A 17001-nucleotide genomic window follows, 5' to 3' on the forward strand; every position below is an offset into this window, starting at 1 on the left:
CGGCCTCAGCCCTTGGCCTTGCTCTTCTTTGCCGGCTTGGCCTCAGTCGGCGCCTCGCCGTCCCAGCGCAGGATGACCATGGCGAGCGGCGGCAGCGTCAGGTCCAGGCAGTAGTCCATGCCGTGGCTTCTGGCCGCCGTCGCCGTCAGCCGGCCCTTGTTGCCCATGTTGGAGCCGCCGTAGATCTCGGCGTCGGAGTTCAGCACTTCGCGCCACAGGCCGGCCCGCGGCACGCCCACCCGGAAGCCCGAGCGCGGCACCGGCGTGAAGTTGCCGACCACCAGGCAGGGCGCGTCCTGCTCGAAGCCCCAGCGCAGGTAGGCGAGCGTCGACTGCTCGTTGTCGTCGACCACCACCCACTGGAAGCCCTCGGGATCGAAGTCGCGGGCGTGCAGCGCCGGCTCGGCCCGGTAGAGCGTGTTGAGGTCGCGCGTCAGCCGCTGGACGCCGAGGTTGCTGGCCCGGCTCTCCAGCCAGAGGTCGATGGTGGCGTCGTGGTTCCACTCGCGCCCCTGGGCGATCTCGTTGCCCATGAAGGACAGCTTCTTGCCCGGATGCGTCCACATGAAGGCATAGTAGGCGCGCAGGTTGGCGAAGCGCTGCCAGTCGTCGCCGGGCATGCGGCCGAACACCGAGCGCTTGCCGTGCACCACCTCGTCGTGGCTGAGCGGCAGCACGAAGCGCTCGGAATAGGCATACATCAGCGCGAAGGTCAGCTGGTTGTGGTGATACTTGCGGTGCACCGGCTCGAGCGCGAAATAGTCGAGCGTGTCGTGCATCCAGCCCATATTCCACTTGTAGGAAAAGCCGAGTCCGCCGTCGGCGAGCGGCGCCGTGACGCCCGGCCATGCCGTCGATTCCTCGGCGATCATCAGCGCGTCCGGCACCTCGTGGGCGATGACGCCGTTGAGATGCTTGATGAACGACACCGCTTCGAGATTCTCGCGGCCGCCGTATTTGTTGGGCACCCATTCGCCGCTCTTGCGCGAATAGTCGCGGTAGAGCATCGAGGCGACGGCGTCGACCCGCAGGCCGTCGATGTGGAAGCGCTTCAGCCATTCCAGCGCCGATGCGACCAGGAAGCCGATCACCTCGGTGCGGCCGAAGTTGTAGATCAGCGTGTTCCAGTCCTGGTGGAAGCCCTCGCGCGGGTCCTGGTGCTCGTAGAGCGACGTGCCGTCGAAATGGGCGAGGCCGTGGGCGTCGGTCGGGAAATGCGCCGGCACCCAGTCGAGGATGACGCCGATGCCCGCCTCATGGCAGGCGTCGACGAAGCGGGCGAAGTCGGCGGGTGTGCCGTAGCGGGCGGTCGGCGCGAACAGGCCGAGCGGCTGGTAGCCCCAGGAGCCGCCGAACGGATGCTCCATGATCGGCAGCAGCTCGATGTGGGTGTAGCCCATGTGCTTGACATAGGCGACCAGATGCTCGGCGAGGAAGCGCCAGGTGACCGGCTTGCCGTCCGGCCGCTGCCAGGAGCCGGCGTGCACCTCGTAGATGGACAGCGGCGCTGTCGTCGACTGGAAGGCGGCGCGGTTGCGCATGAAGGTGGCGTCGTGCCACTCGAAGGGCTTGGGATCGGCGACGATCGACGCGGTGGCCGGCGCCAGCTCGTACTGGCGGGCGACCGGATCGGCTTTGTCGGGCAGCAGCTCGCCGTGGGCGCCGATGATCTCGTATTTGTAGGCCTCGCCGATGGCAAGGCGCGGCACGAACAGCTCCCAGACGCCGCATTCGCGGCGGAGCCGCATCGGGTGGCGGCGGCCGTCCCAGGAATTGAAGTTGCCGACCACCGAAACCCGCTGGGCGTTGGGCGCCCAGACGGCGAAGCGCACGCCGGGAACGCCGCCCACCTCGGTGACCACGGCGCCGAGCGTTTCGGTGAGGTCGCGGTGCTGGCCCTCGGCGAGCAGATAGACGTCCATCTCGCCGAGCAGCGGCCCGAAGGCATAGGGGTCCTCGGCCTCGTGGACGCTGTTCGGCCACTCGACGCGCAGGCGGTAGCGGCCGGGATCGCCCTTGGCGAAGGCCACCCACAGGCCGCCCTCGACGTGCTGGAAGTCGGCGAGCTTGTCGCCGCCCTCCGACAAGAGGGCGACGGCGCGGGCGTTGGGCTTGAAGGTGCGGACGGCGGTGCGGGCGCCGGATACCCGGTGCGGCCCCAGCACGGCGAAGGGATCGCCGTGGGTCCCCTCGGTGATCGCCCGGATCGCCCCGTCCGTCAGTCCTTCCCGCAGCCCCAGATCGATCATCGACCCGCCTCCCGAATTCGATTGTCGTGTCGCGACGTTACGCGGAAGCCCCGGCGGGGGCAAATGGCATTCTGGCCAATCGCCTTGCGGCGATTGGTCTTATTTTCTAGCCTCAGTCGCTGGCGGACCTCCGGTCCTTGGCTTCCGCTCCGCTTTCCGTCTTTCGGGGCTTCGTCCCGAAAAACCCGCTCCCGCGCGGCGGCGCCTGGCGCCGGAAGCCGCTGGACGCGGCTTCGGGCATCCTCTTCAGCCCGATAGCATGGACCTCAGGCGCGTGTAGCGGCGGCGGATGCGCGTCTCCGACAGCGCCATCTCCAGCGCCCGCGGCTCGGCCACCAGCACCACCAGTTGGCGGCCGCGCGTCGCCGCCGTGTAGAGGAGGTTGCGGGCCAGCATGATGGCGTGGTCGCGCAAGAGCGGGATCACCACCGCCGGATATTCCGAGCCCTGGCTCTTGTGGATGGTGATGGCATAGGCGCGCGTCAGCGCTTCGAGGTCCTGCAACCCGTATTTGACGTCGCGGCCGTCGAAGGAGACGGTGATCTCGTCGTCCGTCTCGCGGATGCGCCGGAGGATGCCGAGGTCGCCGTTGAACACGTCGCGGTCGTAGTCGTTCTCGATCTGCATCACCTTGTCGCCGGTGGCATAGGTCTGGCCGAAGCGCTCGATGCGGTCGAGCGGCGCGCCGTTCAGGAGTTCGGCCAGCCGGTCGTTGAGGTTGCGGGCGCCGCAGACGCCCTTCTGCATCGGCGTGATCACCTGCACGTCGCGCATGGCGTCGAGGCCGAAGCGCCTGGGTATGCGGTTGCCGACCACTTCGAGGATCTTGGCCAGCGCGTCGTCGGCCCCGCGCGCCTCGATGACGTAGAAGTCGGTGAGGTCGCCGGACGGCGGCGGCTCCGGCCATTCGCCGTGGTTGATGCGGTGGGCGTTGACGATGATCCGGCTCTCCTCGGCCTGCCGGAAGATTTCCGTCAGCCGGGCGACCGGCACCAGGCCCGAAGCGATGATGTCGGCGAGCACCTGCCCCGGCCCCACCGACGGCAACTGGTCGACGTCGCCGACCAGGATCAGCGCCGCGTCGAGCGGGATGGCCTCGACGAGCGCCGCCATCAGCGGCACGTCGACCATCGACGCCTCGTCGACCACCACCACGTCGGCCTCCAGCGGCTCGGAGGCCGAGCGGCGGAAGCCGCCGGTAGCCGGATCGATTTCGAGGAGACGATGGATGGTCTTGGCCTCGCGGCCGGCCTGATCGGCCATGCGGCGGGCGGCGCGCCCGGTGGGGGCGGCGAGCGCCACGGTGAGCTTGGCCGCCGCGATGGTGGCCAGCAGCGCTTCGAGCAGCGTCGTCTTGCCGACGCCGGGGCCGCCGGTGATCACCGACACCTTGGCGCCGGCAACGCTCGCCAGCGCCTCGCGCTGCGACGGGCTGAGCTGCATGCCCTTCTTGGCCTCGAAGCGGCTGACGGCGGCATCGACGTCGATCCGCCCCCAGGGCGGGCGGCCCTCGGCGAGCGCCTTCAGGCGGCTCGACACCGAGCGCTCGAAGCGGGCGAGCCGGCGCACGGCCAGGAAGGCGACGCCGTCCGCCTCGAACGCCTCGACCTCGCCGCCGGCGATCGCCCCCTCGATGCCGGCGGCCACCGCGTCGGCGTCGACGCCGAGCAGCCGTTCGGCCCGGTCGATGACGTCGGCGCGCGGCACGGCGGTGTGGCCGTCGTCGGCGGCGCTCTCGATGGCATGGGCGATGCCGGCCCGGATGCGCTCGGGCGAGGCACGGTCGATGCCGAACAGGCCGGCGATCTCGTCGGCGCCGGCAAAGCCGATGCCGCGCACCTCGCGGGCGAGGCGATAGGGGTCCTCCTCGACCAGCTTGACGGCATCCGGTCCCAGCGCCTTCCAGATGGCGACGGCGCGCGCCGTGCCGATGCCCTTGTCCTGGAAGGCGATCATCACGTCCTTCACCGCCTTGCGCTCGCGGTAGCTCTCGGCGATGCGGGCGGCGGTCTGCTTGCCGAGGCCGGGCACGGTGACGAGCCGCATCGGCTCGTTCTCGATGACGTCGAGCGCCTTGGCGCCGAACACCTGCACGATGCGCTCGGCCATGGCCGGCCCGACGCCGGCGATCAGGCCGGAGCCGAGGAAGCGGGCCACCGCGTCCTTGCCGGTCGGCTCGTGCGTCGTCAGGCGGTCGGCGCGGAATTGCAGGCCGTGGACCTTGTCGGTCATCCACTGGCCCTCGGCGTCGATCTTCTCGCCGGCGGCGACGGCCGGCACGTGGCCCACCACGGCCACCGGCTCCTTGCGGCCGCGCACCCGCACCTTCAGCACCGAGAAGCCGTTTTCCTCATTGTGGAAGGTGACGCGCTCGACGGTGCCGGCGAGGCGCTCGAACAGGCGGTCGGCCGGGCCGTCGGCCTGCTGCCGGGATTGTCGGGAATCATCAATCATCAGAGCAGTTATGCAGCCTCGGGCCACTGTTCGTCGAGCCTCGATCGGTTTATGTATGCGCCCGTCGCGCCCCGTTCTGGCAGCAGCCGGCAGTCCGGGCGGCGATCCTTCGTCGGAGTGAACCCCTCTCATGTCGTCCGCGCTTACCCGCCGTGACCTCCTGGCCATGCTGGCCGCCCTCGGGCTCGTCCCGAACCTCTCCGTGACCGAGGCTCTCGCCGTCGAGGCGTCGACCCGGCTCGGCAAGCCCAGACCCTTCTCCTTCAACAAGCTGATGACCGCCGCCAAGGAGCGCGCCGCCGCGCCTTACGTGCCGGAAGTGCCGCGTGCCTTCGAGGCGCTGGAGGCCATCGACTACGACCGTCACTGGCAGATCAAGTTCAAGGACGATCACACGGTACAGGCGGCCGGCGGCAAGGCGCCGCTGCGCTTCTTCCACCTCGGCCGCTACTTCAAGCTGCCGGTCGGCATCTACCTCGTCGACGGCGACAAGGCGCAGGAAGTGCTCTACTCGCCGGACTATTTCGACATCCCCGAGGGCAATCCGGCGGCCGGCCTGCCCGGCGACATCGGCTTCGCCGGCTTCCGCGTCATGGACGAGACCGGCACGCGCGACTGGCTGGCCTTCCTCGGCGCCGCCTATTTCCGCTCGTCGGGCGCGCTCGACCAGTACGGCCTGTCGGCGCGGGCGCTGGCCATCGACGTCGCCATGCCGACGCCCGAGGAATTCCCGCGCTTCACCAACTTCTACTTCGGCCCCTCCAAGGATAGCCAGTTCGCCATCTACGCCGACCTCGAGGGACCGCGCGTCTCCGGCGCCGTGCGCTGGGACGTCGGCCGCGACGAGGACCGCACGGTGGTGATGGACATGGCCGTGCGCTTCTATCCGCGCGAGGACATCGCCCGCTTCGGCGTGGCGGCGCTGACCTCGATGTTCTGGTACGACGAGACCAACCGCCAGCGGGCCCCCGACTGGCGGCCGGAGATCCACGATTCCGACGGCCTCTCCATCTGGAACGGCGCCGGCGAGCGCGTCTGGCGGCCGCTCAACAACCCGGCCAATGTCATGACGTCGACCTTCGTCGATAAGAATGTCCGGGGCTTCGGCCTCTGCCAGCGCGACCGCAATTTCGAGGACTACCAGGACGACGGCGTCTTCTACGACAAGCGCTCGACGGTGTGGGTGGAGCCGAAGGGCGAGTGGGGCGACGGCGCGGTGCAACTCGTCGAGATTCCCACCGACGATGAGATCCACGACAACATCGTCGCCTACTGGCTGCCGGCGGCGCCGGCCGTCAAGGGCGGCGAGATCGCCTTCGACTACCGCCTGACCTGGGGCGCCGACGAGCCGCATCCGGCGCCGGTCGGCCGCGTCTATTCGACGCGCCTCGGCTTCGGCGGCGTGCCCGGCCAGGTGCGGCCGGCCGGCGTCGTCAAGTATGTGATCGACTTCGACGGCGGCGACCTCAAGGACTGCGACCAGACGTCGGGCGTCGAGGCGGTGGTGTCGGCGTCCTCGGGCTCCATCTCCGGCGTCTACACGCTGCCGGTGGTCGGCACCACGCGCTGGCGCGCCGTGTTCGACTTCAAGGCCGATGGCCCGCACCCGGTCGACATGCGCCTCTACCTCAGGGCCGGCGACAAGACGCTGACCGAGACCTGGCTCTACCAGCACCTGCCGACCACCTTCACCTGGCCGCGGCCGGTCGCCAGCTGATGATGACGGGGGGCGGGGAGGGCACGTCCCGTCCCGTTTCCCTCAGTAGTCCACCCGCATCAGGCAGAGGCCGTGCGGCGGCGCCACCGGCGCGCAGGCCGTGCGGTCGGCGGCGTCGAGCGACGCCTTGACGTCGGCCGCCGTCCAGTGGCCGTCGCCGACCTTCTTCAGCGCCCCGACCATCGACCGCACCTGATTGTGCAGGAAGGAGCGGGCCGAGACGTCGAAATGGATCTCGTCGCCGTCGGCGGTCACGTCGAGCCGGTCGAGCGTCTTCACCGGGCTTTTCGCCTGGCAGTCCGACGAGCGGAAGGTGGTGAAATCGTGCCGGCCGATCAGCACGCTTGCCGCCTCGGCCATGCGCGCCACGTCGAGCGGCCCCTTGGCGTGCCAGATGAGATGCCGCTCCAGCGTCGGCGGCGCCCGCCGCGCCAGCACCCGATAGCGATAATGCCGCCGCACCGCCGAGAAACGGGCGTCGAACGTTTCCGGCACCTCCTCGGCGGCGACGATGGTGATGGCGTGCGGCCTCAGATGGACGTTGCCGGCGTCGCGGATGGTGTCGGTGCGCAGCGTTCTGCCGATGTCGAAATGACAGACCTGGCCGAGCGCGTGCACGCCGGCGTCGGTGCGGCCGGCGCCCTTGATGACCACGGCCTCGCCGGCGAAGGCGAGGATCGCCCTTTGCAGGTAGTCCTGCACGCCGGTCCCCTCGGCCTGCGACTGCCAGCCGGAAAAGCCGGTGCCGTCATATTCGATTAGGAGCCGGTAGCGGGGCATGGCGGTCAGCCGAACCGGAGGCCGGGAGCGAGGCGGGCGCCGCGCGCGAAATCGGAAAACGCCATGGCCCTGGAGCCGGCCCGCTGCACGGTGACGAGGCGCACCGCACCGCTGCCGCAGGCGACAATGCCATCGGGCGTCAATAGCGTGCCCGGCAGGCCCGAACCCTCCGCCCGTTCGGTCCTGAGGAGCTTCACCCGCTCCTCGCCCTTGCCGAGGTCGGCGGCGAACCAGGCGCCGGGGAAGGGCGACAGGCCGCGCACGTGGTCGTGGACGGCGCTGCCGCCGGCCGTCCAGTTGACGCGCGTCTCCTCGTTGGTGATCTTCGACGCATAGGTGACGCCGTCCTCGGCCTGCGGCGTGAAGGCGAGCGTGCCGTCCTCGATCTTGCCGAGCGCCTCGGCCATCAGCGCCGCGCCGAGCGGCGACAGCGCGTCGTGCAACTCGCCGGCCGTCATGTCCGGGCCGATGGCGAGCCGGGCGGTCAGCGCCACCGGGCCGGTGTCGAGCCCTTCCTCCATCTTCATCACCATGACGCCGGACTCCGGGTCGCCGGCCATCACGGCGCGGTTGATCGGCGCGGCGCCGCGCCAGCGCGGCAGCAGCGAGGCGTGGAGGTTGAGGCAGGCGACGCGCGGCGCGTCGAGCACCGGCTTCGGCAGGATCAGGCCGTAGGCGACGACCACGGCGACGTCGGCGTCATGGCCGGCGAAGGCGGCCTGCGCTTCCTCGCTCCTGAGCGTCTTGGGCGTCAGCACGGGGATGCCGAGTTGATCGGCGCGGACGTGTACCGGCGAGCGACGAAGCTCCATGCCACGGCCGGCCGGCTTGGGCGCCCGCGTGTAGGCGGCGACCACCCGATGCCCGGCGCCGGCCACCGCGTCGAGCACCGGCACCGAGAAGTCCGGCGTTCCCATGAAGACGACCCTGAGCGGCATGGCGAGCCTCGCGAGCGGTTGTTCCGCCGGCGTTTCATACCATGCGGGCGGCGCCGTCAAGCGCCGGGCCGAAGGTGGCCTAGATCCGCGCCTTTTCCTTGGCCGCCTTGATGAACTTCTTGGTGACGCGCTCGCGCTTCAGCCTGGAGATGTGGTCGATGAACAGCACGCCGTCGAGGTGGTCGATCTCGTGCTGCAGGCAGGTGGCGAGCAGGCCGTCGGCCTCGATCTCCTCCGGCTCGCCGGCGAGGTTGGTGTAGCGGACGCGGACGCGAGCCGGCCGCTCGACCTCCTCGTAGAACTCGGGGATCGACAGGCAGCCTTCCTCGTAGACCGACATTTCCTCCGATTTCCAGAGGATTTCCGGGTTGACGAAGACGCGCGGCTCGCGGGCGTCCTCGTCGTGCGATACGTCGATGGTGATCAGGCGGTTCATCTCGCCGACCTGCACGGCGGCGAGCCCGATGCCGGGCGCCGCATACATGGTTTCGAGCATGTCCGCCGCGAGCTTGCGCACGCCGTCGTCGACGCGGGCGACCGGCGCCGAGGCGAGGCGGAGCTGCGGGGCGGGAAGGATGACAAGGGGACGTGTTGACATGGAAATTCAGATACGCACGGCAGGTATTTCCGTCAATAGCGAGGAAAGGCGACCCCGCCGACGGCTTGCCTTCCGCTCCCCGGCCTTGGCAAGGTGGCGCCGGACTTCATCAGGGGAATAGTCATGAGCATTCTCGTCGCCGTCCGGGGCTGGAAGCCCGATCACTGGATCCATGCGCTCAGGGCGGCCGCGCCGGAGCGCACCGTGGTGCTGCCGGGCGACGCCTTCGATCCGGCATCCGTCCGCTACGCGCTGGTCTGGAAGCCGGAGCCCGGCTACCTCAGGACCTTGCCGAAGCTGGAGGTGATCTTCTCGCTCGGCGCCGGCGTCGACCACCTCACCAGCGATCCCCAGCTGCCGGACCTGCCCGTCGTCCGCATCGTCGATCCCGACCTGACCGGCCGCATGACCGAGTGGGTGGTGATGAACGTGCTGCTGCATCACCGCCAGCACACCCATTACGCGGCGGCGCAGGCGGCCGGAAGCTGGCAGCCGCGCCGGCAATGGGCGGCGGGCGCCGTCCGCGTCGGCATCATGGGCCTCGGCGAACTCGGGACCGACGCGGCACGGGCACTGATGGCGCTCGGCTTCGAGGTCGCCGGCTGGAGCCGCACGGAGAAGCGGCTCGACGGCGTCGCCGGCTTCCATGGCCCGGACGGCCTCGCCCCCTTCCTCGCCCGCACCGACATCCTCGTCTCGCTGCTGCCGCTGACGGCGGCGACGGAGAACCTGATCGACCGCGCCGTCATCGACGGCCTCGCCAAGGACGGGCCGCTCGGCGGGCCGGTGATCCTCAACGCCGGCCGCGGCCGTTCGCTGGTGGAGGCCGATCTCCTCGCGGCGCTGGAAGACGGCCGGCTGAAGGGCGCCAGCCTCGACGTCTTCGCGACTGAACCCTTGCCGCCGGACAGCCCGCTCTGGCGGGCGCCCAACCTCTACATCACCCCGCACGTTGCCGCCGAGAGCGACCCGGAGGCGCTCAGCCGCTACGTCATCGGCGAGATCGCCGCCCACGAGGCCGGCCGGCCGCTCGGTCATCTCGTCGATCGGGACAAAGGTTACTGAGGCGGCGGCAAAAGCCGTCAGGCAGCGAAAAAGGCAACGTATGTCATGGCCTCGCTGAATTGACGGCGCCCACAACAAACTGTCATATAACTCGGGTAACGAAGAACGCGGAGACGGCGAACCTTTCCCGGACCGCTCATGGCGGCGCGGAACGACTCGGCGTCCGAACTGCGCTGGTCCGTTCGCCTTCCTTTTCGGAGGCCGAGACCGGACGTTGCCGAAGAGTGGGAAATCCGGGTGCCGGGCATGTCCGGCCAACAGGGGAACCGTCATGTCATTCAAGCTGCTTCTCGCGTCGTCCATCGCCGCGCCGGCCGTGCTGTGCCTGTCCGCGCCGGCCTTTGCCGCCTCGCTCGACGAACTGGTCGCCGCCGCCAAGGCGGAAGGCAAGCTGACCGTCATCGCCCTGCCGCATGACTGGTGCGGCTACGGCGCCGTCATCGACGGCTTCAAGGCCAAGTACGGTCTCGAGATCAACGAACTCAATCCGGACGCCGGCTCGGGCGACGAGATCGAGGCGATCAAGGCCAACAAGGGCAACACCGGCGACCAGGCGCCCGACGTCATCGACGTCGGCCTCTCGTTCGGCCCGTCGGCCAAGGCCGATGGCCTCTTGCAGCCCTACAAGGTGTCGACCTGGGATTCGATCCCCGACAGCGCCAAGGACGCCGAAGGCTACTGGTACGGCGACTACTATGGCGTCATGGCGCTCGGCATCAACAAGGATCTCATCAAGGACAGCCCGGCCGACTGGGCCGACCTCCAGAAGCCGGAGCTTGCCAACGCCGTGGCGCTGGCCGGCGATCCGCGCGCCTCGGCGCAGGCCATCGCCACCGTCTTCGCGGCCGGCCTGTCGGCGGCCGGCGGCGACGTCGGCAAGGCCGGCGAGGCCGGTCTCGCCTTCTTCAAGGATGTGGTCGCCAAGGGCAACTTCGTGCCGGTGATCGGCAAGTCGGCGTCGCTGGCCCAGGGCACCACGCCGATCCTCGCCGCCTGGGACTACAACCTCCTGTCCTGGCGCGACACGCTGGCCGGCAACCCGCCTGTTGACGTGGTGGTGCCGAAGACCGGCGTCGTCGCCGGCGTCTACATCCAGGCGATCTCCGCCTACGCGCCGCATCCGAATGCCGCCAAGCTGTGGATGGAATATCTCTACTCGGACGAGGGCCAGCTCGGCTGGCTGAAGGGCTACTGCCATCCGATCCGCTTCAACGACCTCGCCAAGAACGGCAAGATCCCGCAGGAGATGCTCGACAAGCTGCCGCCGGCCGACGCCTATGCCGGCGCCATCTTCCCGACGCTCGACGAGCAGGCCGCCTACAAGGAAACCATCACCAAGAACTGGGACAGCGTCGTCGGCGCCGACGTCAAGTAACAGCTCGAGCGGCCGCCCGGCCGCTTCCCCGACATGCGCGGCACCGTCCTCCGGAAATCCGGCGGGCGGCGCCGTGCCGATCCGCCGCCCCGGATAACAGCATGGCCGTTTCCGCTTCGCCTGCCCGTCCTCCCCGCCTGCGCGTGCCCTGGGCCGTGGTCGGGGTCGCGCCTTTCATGGCCTTTGCCGTGCTGTTCCTGATCCTGCCGACACTGTTCCTGGTGGTCGGCGCCTTCCAGGACAAGGCCGGCAGTTTCACGCTTGCCAATCTCGGCAGCCTGTGGACGCCGACCATTCTCGCCTCCTACTGGATCTCCATCAAGATATCGGTCGCCTCAGCGGTGCTCGGCGCGGCGATCGGCGCCTTCATCGCCTACGCGGCGGTGTCGGGCGGCCTGCCGCACTGGATCCGGCCGACGGTGATGACCTTCTCCGGCGTCGCCTCGCAGTTCGCCGGCGTGCCGCTGGCCTTCGCCTTCCTGGCGACGCTCGGCCGGCAGGGCCTCGTCACGCTGTTCCTCACCTGGATCTTCGGCGTCAACATCTACGCCCACGGCTTCAACCTCCTGTCCTTCTGGGGACTGACGATCACCTATCTCTATTTCCAGATTCCGCTGATGGTGCTGATCGTCACGCCGGCCATCGAGGGGCTTCGCAAGGAATGGCGCGAGGCGGCGACCATCCTCGGCGCCTCCACCTGGCAATACTGGCGCCACATCGCCGGTCCCGTGCTGATGCCGTCCTTCCTCGGCGCGACGCTGCTGCTGTTCGCCAACGCCTTCGGCGCCATCGCCACCGCCTACGCGCTGACCGGCTCGTCGCTCAACATCGTCACCATCCTGCTCTACGCGCAGATCCGCGGCGACGTGCTGCACGACCAGAACCTCGGCTATGCCATCGCCTTCGGCATGATCGTCATCACCGGCCTGTCCAACCTCTGCTACATCCTCCTGCGGGTGCGCAGCGAAAGATGGCTCAAATGAAGACCAACCGTCTCGGGCACTGGCTCGCCATCTTCTTCGGCACGCTGTATTTCCTGCTGCCGCTCGTCGCCACCTTCGAGTTCTCGCTGAGGAAGCTCAGGGGCGTCTACAGCTTCGAGGCCTACCGGGTGGTGCTGGCCGACCCGCAGTTCCAGTCGTCCTTCGTCTATTCGGTGGTGCTCGCGGTGATCACCATCGTCTTCGGCATGGCGATCATCGTGCCGATGGCCTATTTCGTCGAGCTGCGGCTCCGCAAGCTCCGGCCGTTCGTCGAGTTCGTGACGCTGCTGCCGCTGGTGGTGCCGGCCATCGTCATCGTCTTCGGCTATCTCCGCCTCTACAACTCGTCGAGCCTGTTGCCGCTCACCAACACCTCCACCGGCACCAGCTTCCTCTTGACCTGCGGCTACGTGACGCTGGCGCTGCCCTACATGTACCGCTCGGTGGAGACCGGCCTCCGGGCGATCGATGTCCGCACGCTGACCGAGGCGGCCGAGAGCCTCGGCGCCTCGGCTGGCACCATCATCTGGCGCATCATCCTGCCCAACATCCGCTCGGCCATGCTGTCGGGCGCCTTCCTGACCTTCGCCATCGTCATCGGCGAGTTCACCTTCGCCAGCCTGCTGAACCGGCCGGCCTTCGGCCCCTACCTCCAGCTGATCGGCGCCAACCGCGCCTACGAGCCGGCGGCGCTGGCCGTCATGGCCTTCATGATCACCTGGGCCTGCATGGGGCTAATCCAGGTGATCTCCCGCAACACCGTCGCCGCCCGGCCCTGATCCGCCGCCTTCATACGGAACGCCCGATGTCCTTCATCGAAATCAGTCATCTCCGGAAGTCCTTCGGTGCGAATACCGTGGTTCACGACTTCGACCTGTCGATCGACAAGGGCGAGTTCGTCTCCTTCCTCGGGCCCTCGGGCTGCGGCAAGACCACCATCCTCCGGATGATCGCCGGCTTCGAGACGGCCTCCGCCGGCGCGATCCAGATCGGCGGCACCGAGGTGACGCACCTGCCGCCGTCACGGCGCAAGGTCGGCATGGTGTTCCAGGCCTATGCCCTGTTCCCCAACCTGACGGTGGCCGGCAACATCGGCTTCGGTCTGAAGATCGCCGGCAAGGACAAGGGCGAGATCGATGCCCGCGTCGCCGAGATGCTGGAGCTGATCAAGCTGCCCGACCTCGGCAGCCGCTATCCCTACCAGCTGTCAGGCGGCCAGCAGCAGCGCGTGGCGCTCGCCCGGGCGCTCGCCGTCAAGCCTGAGGTGCTGCTGCTCGACGAGCCGCTGTCGGCGCTCGACGCCAAGATCCGCGTTTCCCTGCGCGAGGAGATCCGGGCGCTGCAACGCGACCTCGGCATCACCACGGTCTTCGTGACGCACGACCAGGAGGAGGCGCTGTCCATCTCCGACCGCATCGTGGTGATGAACGAGGGCCGCGCCGACCAGATCGGCACGCCGTCGGACATCTACAACAACCCGGCGACGCGCTTCGTGGCGAGCTTCGTCGGCACGCTCAACCTGCTCGAGGCGCGGGTGGTTGACCCGGCGGCCGGCCGCCTCTCCATCGACGGCCAGCCGGTCATGACGACGCGCGATCTCTCCGCCTTCGGCATCGCCGATGAGACGACGGTGGCGCTCCGGCCCGAGGCGCTGACGCTCGGCGACGGCAACGGCGACCGCAACACGCTCTCCGGCACCGTCGAGGAGGTGGCCTTCCTCGGCGCCGTCATCCGCGTGCGGGTGCGGCTCAGCGAGGCGCGGCTGTCGCTCGACCTCTTCAACGACCCGGCGCTTCAATTGCCGAGGATCGGCGCGCCGGCCGCCATCTCCTTCAAGAGGGAAGACCTGCTGGTCATGGACCGTCGCTGAACACGGAAAAGGCCGCCCTCCGGGGAGAGCGGCCTTGACGTCGGTCGGAGCGGCGATCAGGGGGCCGGCGCTTCGTCGGCGGCCGGCGGCGCCGGCGGCTCGTCGGCCGGGGCGGCGTTACCGCCCATCCAGCGCTGCATCATGCCGGGGCCGTGGTGGCGGCCGTGCTTGCCGTCGCGGCCCCAGCCGCCGCGCTCGGGCCGGCTCGGCATCGAGTAGCTGCCGTCGTCGTTGCGGTCGAGCCGGTTCAGCATGCGCTCGCCGGCCGCCTCCATCTCGGCCTTGGTGATCTTGCCGTCGCCGTCGGCGTCGAGGCGCTGGAAGGCGCGCACCATCATCTCGCGATGCTGCTTCCAGAACCAGGTCTCGAAGTCCTGGATATCGATGCCGTCCTTGCCGCTGGGATTGGCCTCGGCGTAGAGCTTGTCGCGGGCGGCGGCGATCTCGGCGGCGTCCAGCTTGCCATCCTTGTTGGTGTCGGCGTCGTTGAACATCTTCGCCGGCCCGCCGGCCGGGCCGAAGCCCATCGGCCCCATGCCGGGGCCGGCGGCGAGAGCCGCGCCGCCGACGGCGATCATCGACAGGGCGGAAAGGGTGGCGAGGGTGAGTGCTTTCACGGGAGCTTCTCCTTGTCTGTCCGTTCCGCCCACGGAGCAAAGGGGGTTCCCGTCGGGCGGCAAGGCCGAACATAGGGGGCAATTGTCGCTCAAATTCGCCGGGAAAGGCGCCGGTTGTCGCGAGGCGTAACCCGGCGGCCGGCTGATACATCTCGATACCATTTCCTTTGGCATCGTCCGGGCGGATCGCTATCCTCGGCTCCGGACCGCCCGACACCCCGCCGAGAGCCCGCCATGACCGAGCCGCAACCGCATATCCTGGTGGTCGACGACCACCGCGAGATCCGCGACCTGATCGGCCGCTATCTCGTCAAGAACGGCTTCCGCGTCACCACGTCCGAGAATGCGGCGGCGGCGCGCAAGGCGCTGAAGGCGGCGGCCGTCGACCTGGTGGTGCTCGACATCATGATGCCCGGCGAGGACGGCCTCAGCCTCTGCCGCTTCCTGCGCGAGGGCTCGGACACGCCGGTGATCCTGCTCACCGCCATGGCCGAGGACACCGACCGCGTCGTCGGCCTGGAGATCGGCGCCGACGACTATCTCACCAAGCCGTTCAACCCGCGCGAGCTTCTGGCCCGCATCCGCGCCGTGCTGAGACGGACGCAGGCGGTGCCGAAACCCCGCGACGCGCTGGAGGCGAAGCGGCTGAAGTTCGCCCGCTTCGTGCTCGACGCCCGCCGCCGCGAGCTGATCGGCGGCGACGGCGTGGCGCTGCCGCTGTCGACGGCCGAGTTCCAGTTGCTCGCTGCCTTCCTGAAGCGCCCCAACATGGTGCTCAACCGCGACCAGCTGATGGACCTGACCTCCGGCCGCACGCCGCAGATCTTCGACCGCTCCATCGACAACCAGGTCAGCCGGCTGCGCAAGAAGATCGAGGTCGACCCGAAGAACCCCGAGCTGATCAAGACCGTCTGGGGCGGCGGCTACATCTTCGCCGCCGAGGTGGAGGAAGTGCCGGAGTGAAGCTGCGCTTCTTTTTTCCCCGTAGTCTGGCCGGCCAGTTGTCGGTGCTGCTGATCGCCGCCGTGCTGGTCGCCCAGGTGGTGACGCTGGCCTTCTTCGCCGAGAGCCGCCGCTCGGCCATCGACGCGGCGGCCCGCGAGCAGGTGCTCGGCCGCATCGCCACGCTGGCCAACCTGATCGAGGAGACGCCGGACGCCCAGCGCGGCCGCATCCTGGCGGCGCTCGGCACCAACCGCCTCAGTTATTCGGTCACCGCCGAGCCGCTGGTCACCGGCGCCGACACCGTCTGGCCGGACGGCGAGACGCGCGACAAGCTCGACGAGATCTTCGGCGCCGGCCGGGAGGTGCGCGCCGAGTTCGCCGACGGCGGCCGGGGCACCGGTCGCCGCATGATGGCGCATGGCGACGACCACGGCTCGGCCGACCGGCCGCGCCTCAGGGCGCTGCCGCCGACGCTGGCCCTGTCGGTGCGCCTCGCCGACGGCGCCTGGCTCAACTCCGAGACGCTGCTGCCGCGTCCCCAGCTCTGGGCCTGGCCGGTGGTGATGTCGACCTTGCTGACGGTGATCGCCATTTCGCTGGTCACGGCGCTGTCGGTGCGGCGCATCACCAAGCCGCTCCGCGAGCTGGCGCAGGCCTCCGACCGGCTGGGGCGCGGCGAGAGCGTGCCCGACCTCACCGAGCGCGGCCCCGAGGAGATCGCCCGCGCCAACCGCGCCTTCAACGCCATGCAGGCGCGCGTCAGCCGCTTCGTCGCCGACCGCACCCGCATGGTGGCGGCGATCAGCCACGACCTCAGGACGCCGCTCACCTCGCTGCGCCTCCGGGCCGAGTTCATCGACGACGACGAGACGCGCGACCGCATGGTCGACACCATCGACGAGATGACGCGCATGGCCGAGGCGACGCTGGCCTTCGCCCGCGACGACGCCTCGGACGAAACCTCGCGCAACACCGACCTGGTGGCGCTGGTCGAGGCGGTGTCGGCCGACTTCTCCGACCTCGGCCACGACGTGACGGTATCCGGCCCCGAGCACCTCGACCTGCCGGTGCGGCAGGTCGCGCTGCGCCGCGCCCTCAGGAACCTCGTCGAGAACGCCGTCCGCTACGGCGTCCGCGCCCGCGTCCGGCTGGAGCGGTCGGCGGCCGGCGTGACGATCGCCGTCGACGACGACGGCCCCGGCATTCCTGAGGACAAGCTGGAGGAGGTATTCGCCCCGTTCACGCGGCTTGAAACCTCGCGCAACCTGGAGACCGGCGGCGTCGGCCTCGGCCTCGCCACGGCGCGTTCGGTGGTGCGGGCGCACGGCGGCGAATTGACGCTTGCCAACCGGCCCGGCGGCGGCTTGACTGCGGCGATCCATCTGCCGGCGGCCGCCGAAGCCTGAGGCG

General features: G+C 69.4%; 14 protein-coding genes. 8 read left to right on the plus strand and 6 right to left on the minus strand.

All coding sequences use genetic code 11. The annotated features are described in order from the left end of the window. Nucleotides 1-5 precede the first annotated feature (5 nt). Both glgB and recD2 read right to left on the minus strand, forming a co-directional pair. On the minus strand, nt 6-2249 hold the full coding sequence (gene glgB, locus H512_RS22095; protein ID WP_084798239.1) for a 1,4-alpha-glucan branching protein GlgB: 2244 nt from the start codon (nt 2247-2249) through the stop codon (nt 6-8). A gap of 246 nt (nt 2250-2495) precedes the next feature. After that, nucleotides 2496-4703, minus strand: coding sequence for an SF1B family DNA helicase RecD2 (gene recD2, locus H512_RS0101275; RefSeq protein ID WP_026781980.1), 2208 nt, complete (start codon nt 4701-4703; stop codon nt 2496-2498). Between the two features lie 130 nt (nt 4704-4833). Here recD2 and H512_RS22100 point away from each other — a divergent pair, with 130 nt between their 5' ends. Continuing rightward, nucleotides 4834-6420 (plus strand): OpgD/OpgG family glucan biosynthesis protein, encoded by a 1587-nt coding sequence (locus H512_RS22100; protein WP_053239456.1) that lies wholly within the window; start codon nt 4834-4836, stop codon nt 6418-6420. A gap of 42 nt (nt 6421-6462) precedes the next feature. Here the strand turns inward: H512_RS22100 and truA are convergent, their stop codons facing one another. From truA to H512_RS0101295, 3 genes are all read right to left on the minus strand, one after another. Then, nucleotides 6463-7200 carry a tRNA pseudouridine(38-40) synthase TruA gene (gene truA, locus H512_RS0101285; protein ID WP_026781981.1) on the minus strand — a complete coding sequence of 246 codons (738 nt, stop codon included), beginning with the start codon at nt 7198-7200 and terminating at the stop codon, nt 6463-6465. A 5-nt stretch (nt 7201-7205) separates the two neighbouring features. Continuing rightward, nucleotides 7206-8138, minus strand: coding sequence for a methionyl-tRNA formyltransferase (fmt, locus tag H512_RS0101290; protein WP_026781982.1), 933 nt, complete (start codon nt 8136-8138; stop codon nt 7206-7208). 79 nt (nt 8139-8217) lie between these two features. Beyond that, entirely contained in the window at nt 8218-8736 is a 519-nt protein-coding gene (locus H512_RS0101295; RefSeq protein WP_026781983.1) for a peptide deformylase, read from the minus strand. Between the two features lie 123 nt (nt 8737-8859). Between H512_RS0101295 and H512_RS0101300 the strand changes: the two genes are divergently transcribed. From H512_RS0101300 to H512_RS0101320, 5 genes are all read left to right on the plus strand, one after another. Continuing rightward, on the plus strand, nt 8860-9801 hold the full coding sequence (locus H512_RS0101300) for a 2-hydroxyacid dehydrogenase (RefSeq protein ID WP_026781984.1): 942 nt from the start codon (nt 8860-8862) through the stop codon (nt 9799-9801). Between the two features lie 271 nt (nt 9802-10072). Then, entirely contained in the window at nt 10073-11176 is a 1104-nt protein-coding gene (locus H512_RS0101305) for an ABC transporter substrate-binding protein (protein ID WP_026781985.1), read from the plus strand. 101 nt (nt 11177-11277) lie between these two features. Further along, nucleotides 11278-12159 carry an ABC transporter permease gene (locus H512_RS0101310; RefSeq protein ID WP_026781986.1) on the plus strand — a complete coding sequence of 294 codons (882 nt, stop codon included), beginning with the start codon at nt 11278-11280 and terminating at the stop codon, nt 12157-12159. Beyond that, nucleotides 12147-12938: an ABC transporter permease gene (locus tag H512_RS0101315; protein ID WP_210162644.1), complete on the plus strand. Its 792-nt coding sequence runs from the start codon at nt 12147-12149 to the stop codon at nt 12936-12938. Before H512_RS0101310 ends, H512_RS0101315 begins: the two co-directional genes overlap by 13 nt. 26 nt (nt 12939-12964) lie before the next feature. After that, nucleotides 12965-14029, plus strand: a complete 1065-nt coding sequence (locus tag H512_RS0101320) for an ABC transporter ATP-binding protein (protein ID WP_026781988.1) — start codon at nt 12965-12967, stop codon at nt 14027-14029. A gap of 56 nt (nt 14030-14085) precedes the next feature. On the opposite strand, the gene H512_RS25520 is transcribed toward H512_RS0101320, so the two are convergent. After that, on the minus strand, nt 14086-14646 hold the full coding sequence (locus H512_RS25520; RefSeq protein ID WP_053239457.1) for an EF-hand domain-containing protein: 561 nt from the start codon (nt 14644-14646) through the stop codon (nt 14086-14088). A gap of 234 nt (nt 14647-14880) precedes the next feature. On the opposite strand from H512_RS25520, the gene H512_RS0101330 reads away from it, so the two are divergent. Both H512_RS0101330 and H512_RS0101335 read left to right on the plus strand, forming a co-directional pair. Next, a complete protein-coding gene (locus H512_RS0101330; RefSeq protein WP_026781989.1) occupies nt 14881-15609 on the plus strand; it encodes a response regulator in 729 nt (242 codons plus the stop codon). Next, nucleotides 15606-16997 carry an ATP-binding protein gene (locus tag H512_RS0101335; RefSeq protein ID WP_026781990.1) on the plus strand — a complete coding sequence of 464 codons (1392 nt, stop codon included), beginning with the start codon at nt 15606-15608 and terminating at the stop codon, nt 16995-16997. Before H512_RS0101330 ends, H512_RS0101335 begins: the two co-directional genes overlap by 4 nt. Nucleotides 16998-17001 lie beyond the last annotated feature (4 nt).

Origin of the sequence: Pleomorphomonas koreensis DSM 23070, assembly GCF_000425185.1 — a bacterium.
GTDB classification, from domain to species: domain Bacteria; phylum Pseudomonadota; class Alphaproteobacteria; order Rhizobiales; family Pleomorphomonadaceae; genus Pleomorphomonas; species Pleomorphomonas koreensis.

What these genes read in the sequence shown, in the direction of transcription:
- glgB (WP_084798239.1), bottom strand. Translation starts at nt 2,249, where the DNA reads ATGATCGATCTGGGGCTGCGGGAAGGACTGACGGACGGGGCGATCCGG.
- recD2 (WP_026781980.1), bottom strand. Translation starts at nt 4,703, where the DNA reads ATGATTGATGATTCCCGACAATCCCGGCAGCAGGCCGACGGCCCGGCC.
- H512_RS22100 (WP_053239456.1), top strand. Translation starts at nt 4,834, where the DNA reads ATGTCGTCCGCGCTTACCCGCCGTGACCTCCTGGCCATGCTGGCCGCC.
- truA (WP_026781981.1), bottom strand. Translation starts at nt 7,200, where the DNA reads ATGCCCCGCTACCGGCTCCTAATCGAATATGACGGCACCGGCTTTTCC.
- fmt (WP_026781982.1), bottom strand. Translation starts at nt 8,138, where the DNA reads ATGCCGCTCAGGGTCGTCTTCATGGGAACGCCGGACTTCTCGGTGCCG.
- H512_RS0101295 (WP_026781983.1), bottom strand. Translation starts at nt 8,736, where the DNA reads ATGTCAACACGTCCCCTTGTCATCCTTCCCGCCCCGCAGCTCCGCCTC.
- H512_RS0101300 (WP_026781984.1), top strand. Translation starts at nt 8,860, where the DNA reads ATGAGCATTCTCGTCGCCGTCCGGGGCTGGAAGCCCGATCACTGGATC.
- H512_RS0101305 (WP_026781985.1), top strand. Translation starts at nt 10,073, where the DNA reads ATGTCATTCAAGCTGCTTCTCGCGTCGTCCATCGCCGCGCCGGCCGTG.
- H512_RS0101310 (WP_026781986.1), top strand. Translation starts at nt 11,278, where the DNA reads ATGGCCGTTTCCGCTTCGCCTGCCCGTCCTCCCCGCCTGCGCGTGCCC.
- H512_RS0101315 (WP_210162644.1), top strand. Translation starts at nt 12,147, where the DNA reads ATGGCTCAAATGAAGACCAACCGTCTCGGGCACTGGCTCGCCATCTTC.
- H512_RS0101320 (WP_026781988.1), top strand. Translation starts at nt 12,965, where the DNA reads ATGTCCTTCATCGAAATCAGTCATCTCCGGAAGTCCTTCGGTGCGAAT.
- H512_RS0101330 (WP_026781989.1), top strand. Translation starts at nt 14,881, where the DNA reads ATGACCGAGCCGCAACCGCATATCCTGGTGGTCGACGACCACCGCGAG.